Consider the following 3,028-nt stretch of genomic DNA (forward strand, 5'->3'; position numbering starts at 1 on the left):
AGGCTCATGCGTAAAATAGCATCTGCCTGAATCTCGCTCAGGTAATAACCTTGCTCTTTCAAGCCGATGTTTGCAGCCAATCCTTCCGGACGCATCATTTCCAAATCCAGACCGGAACGCGTCAGCATTTCTTCAACGAGGCTGCTGCGCCAAGGGCGCGCAAGCAGTTTTTCTTTGGCCTCAGCTGCGTTGGGAGATTCTTTGATGAGCTTGATGATTTCATCGATATTGGACAGTGCGACGGCTTTGCCTTCGGCAATATGCCCTTCATGGCGAGCCTTCTTCAGCCGGAAAAGCGTACGTCGGGTAACGACTTCGCGGCGGTGGCGCAGGAATTCGGAGAGAATCTGTTTCAGGTTCAACAGGCGCGGTTGTCCGTCGACCAAAACTACCATATTGATGCCGAAACTGTCTTGCAGCGGAGTCAGTTTGTAGAGTTGGTTTAAGACGACTTCGGCATTTTCGTTGCGTTTCAGCTCGATAACGACGCGCATGCCGGATTTGTCGGATTCGTCGCGGAGCTCGGAAATGCCTTCCAGTGTTTTTTCTCGGACCAGCTCGCCGATTTTCTCGACCAGTTTGGCTTTGTTGACCTGATAGGGGATTTCGTCGATAACGATGGCTTCGCGTTCCCCATTTTTGCCGATAGGTTCTGTGTGGGTCTTGGCGCGGATGACGACGCGGCCGCGGCCTGTTTTATAGCCTTCGCGCACTCCGCTTAAGCCGTATATGGTTGCCCCGGTCGGGAAGTCGGGGGCTTGGATAATGTCGATCAGTTCGTCGATTTCGGTTTCGGGAGCATCGAGCAGGCGCAGGCAGGCATTGATGGTATCGGAAAGGTTGTGCGGCGGGATATTGGTCGCCATGCCGACGGCGATGCCGGACGAGCCGTTGACGAGCAGTGTGGGGAAACGGGTCGGCAGTACAAGCGGCTCGTGTTCGCTACCGTCGTAGTTCGGGCCGAAATTAACGGTTTCTTCCTCAATGTCTGCCAGCATTTCATGTGAGATTTTCGCCATGCGGATTTCGGTATAGCGCATGGCTGCGGCAGCAAGCCCGTCTATGGAGCCGAAGTTGCCTTGACCGTCGACCAAGACGTAACGCATGGCGAAATCTTGTGCCATACGGACGATGGTGTCATATACGGCAGTATCGCCGTGGGGGTGGTATTTACCGATGACGTCGCCGACAATACGCGCCGATTTTTTGTAGGCAGAATTCCAGTTGTTTTTCAGTTCGTGCATGGCATACAGCACGCGGCGGTGTACCGGTTTGAGACCGTCGCGAACGTCCGGCAGCGCGCGCCCGACAATGACGCTCATGGCGTAGTCGAGATAGCTTTTGCGCATTTCGTCTTCAAGGCTTACCGGCAGGGTTTCGAGGGCGAATTTGTGGTCGTTGCGGATGGTTGCGTCGGTCATGGTTTTAATATTTCGTGCTGGCAAAAATAGTGGCTTATTTTAGCATATTTCAACGTAAAACTGTGTTTCGGGTTGCAGGTATGCCGTCTGAAAGATGGGGGTGCTTTCACAAATTTGTTTTGGAGGTATTTTGGATGGACTATCGCCCCGCCAGTTCTTGATTTACCTGGTTATGGCCCGTCTGTGTTTGGAGGGAAGGAAGATAGACTGCGGCAGTCAGTACGAATTTGCTGAAATGGTATGGGCGGACTATGCGGGCCGGCGTGACAGGGTGTCGGACGATGTCAGTCTGAGGAAGTGGTTGGAGGAGGATCCCGTAAAGCCCCAGTATATTTTCTTCTGGAACCGCTTTCTTGAGGAACGCTCTAAAATTACGAAGGTTTTGCTTCGGGCATTGGGCGAGCATGGGCGGAGATTCAGTATTGTTTCCCGCAACAAATGTTATTTTTTGGATGTTCCTCCATGGCTTTTGTCTGTTGTGGACAGGTAGCCGGTATGTTCAGACGGCATGGCGTATGAAGCGGGTATGCCGTCTGAAACGCGGTGCGGATTATAATGCGGAGGAGATTTCGTTGCGGAGTTTGTCGAGAAACCTGCCTTGGCGGACTTGTTGTGCGGCGGTGTCGTAGTCTTGGTACGCGAATGACTGTTTCAGGTCGCAGAACAGTTTTTCTTGTTCGGCACGGATTTCGTCATTCAGATTTTCCAGGGTTTTCAGGTCGCTTTCTGCCCGTGCCTCCATCAGCGTTTCGCGCCATTCCATTTGCTGCATGAGGAAGTCGGGAGCGAAAGAGGTGTGTTCCGGCGCGTCGGCGTCTATCCCCAATGTCTTCAGCAGATATGCGGCGCGGTCGATGGGATTTCTCAAGGTGCGGTAGGCATCGTTGATGGTGGAAGACATCATTACTGCCTGCTTTTGCTCAAAGGCGGAAGCGGAAGCAAATTTGTCGGGATGGAAACGGGCGGCCAAGGCGCGGTAGGTTTGTTCCAAGTTTTCGGTGTCGATATCGAAAGCGGGTTCAATCCGGAAGAGGGTGAAATATTGGGACATAGTAGAATGATAAATGTGAGATTTTGGCAGAAAACTGTTTTTGCCTTATAATCTGCGGCTTCTTAAACAAAAGGACTGAATATGGGCGGCAAAGTGCAGCACAATAAAGGCAAAATACGCGACAATGCTTTAAAAGCCTTAGTGAAATCCGATTTGTTCCGGCACAAGGTGGAACGGAAAAGAAAAGGCAAAGGCAGCTACAACAGGCAGGAAGCGAAAAAATGGCGGGACGGTTTTGATACTGTCCCGCCGTTTTTATGCCTTATACATCGAAAACGGCGACAAAGTCGAAATCGATACCCGTACCGGCGAATTCCGCAAACGCGCCTGATATCCTACTTGAAAAATGCCGTCTGAAAGGCTTTCAGACGGCATTTTTTTATATTCGCCCCGTGTTTGGATTGAAGTATAGTGGATTAAATTTAAACCAGTACAGCGTTGCCTCGCCTTGCCGTACAAAACCTACAACGGTTTTATGCCAGCAACCGCCATCAGCGATACCGATATTGCCGCCGTCGCCACCTACATCATGAACGCCTTCGACAATGGCGGCGGC

General features: G+C 51.6%; 2 protein-coding genes and 3 pseudogenes. 3 read left to right on the plus strand and 2 right to left on the minus strand.

The genetic code is table 11. The features are described from left to right. Together ACRPFF_RS10855 and hscB are read right to left on the minus strand one after the other, a co-directional pair. On the minus strand, positions 1–1,421 hold a 1,421-nt coding region (locus ACRPFF_RS10855; RefSeq protein ID WP_432674654.1), incomplete at its 3' end, for a DNA gyrase subunit A. Between the two features lie 550 nt (positions 1,422–1,971). After that, a complete protein-coding gene (gene hscB / locus ACRPFF_RS10860; protein WP_432674655.1) occupies positions 1,972–2,472 on the minus strand; it encodes a Fe-S protein assembly co-chaperone HscB in 501 nt (166 codons plus the stop codon). A gap of 81 nt (positions 2,473–2,553) precedes the next feature. Between hscB and arfA the strand changes: the two are divergent. The 3 pseudogenes from arfA to ACRPFF_RS10875 all read left to right on the plus strand — a co-directional run. Next, positions 2,554–2,631, plus strand: a pseudogene (arfA, locus tag ACRPFF_RS10865) (alternative ribosome rescue factor ArfA); the annotation flags it as partial. Positions 2,632–2,662: 31 nt separating this feature from the next. Then, positions 2,663–2,803, plus strand: a pseudogene (locus tag ACRPFF_RS10870) (hypothetical protein); the annotation flags it as partial. A 126-nt stretch (positions 2,804–2,929) separates the two neighbouring features. After that, positions 2,930–3,028: pseudogene (locus ACRPFF_RS10875) on the plus strand (c-type cytochrome); the annotation flags it as partial.

Origin of the sequence: Neisseria sp. SLRRB23 (assembly GCF_050896295.1) — a bacterium.
GTDB lineage: Bacteria > Pseudomonadota > Gammaproteobacteria > Burkholderiales > Neisseriaceae > Neisseria.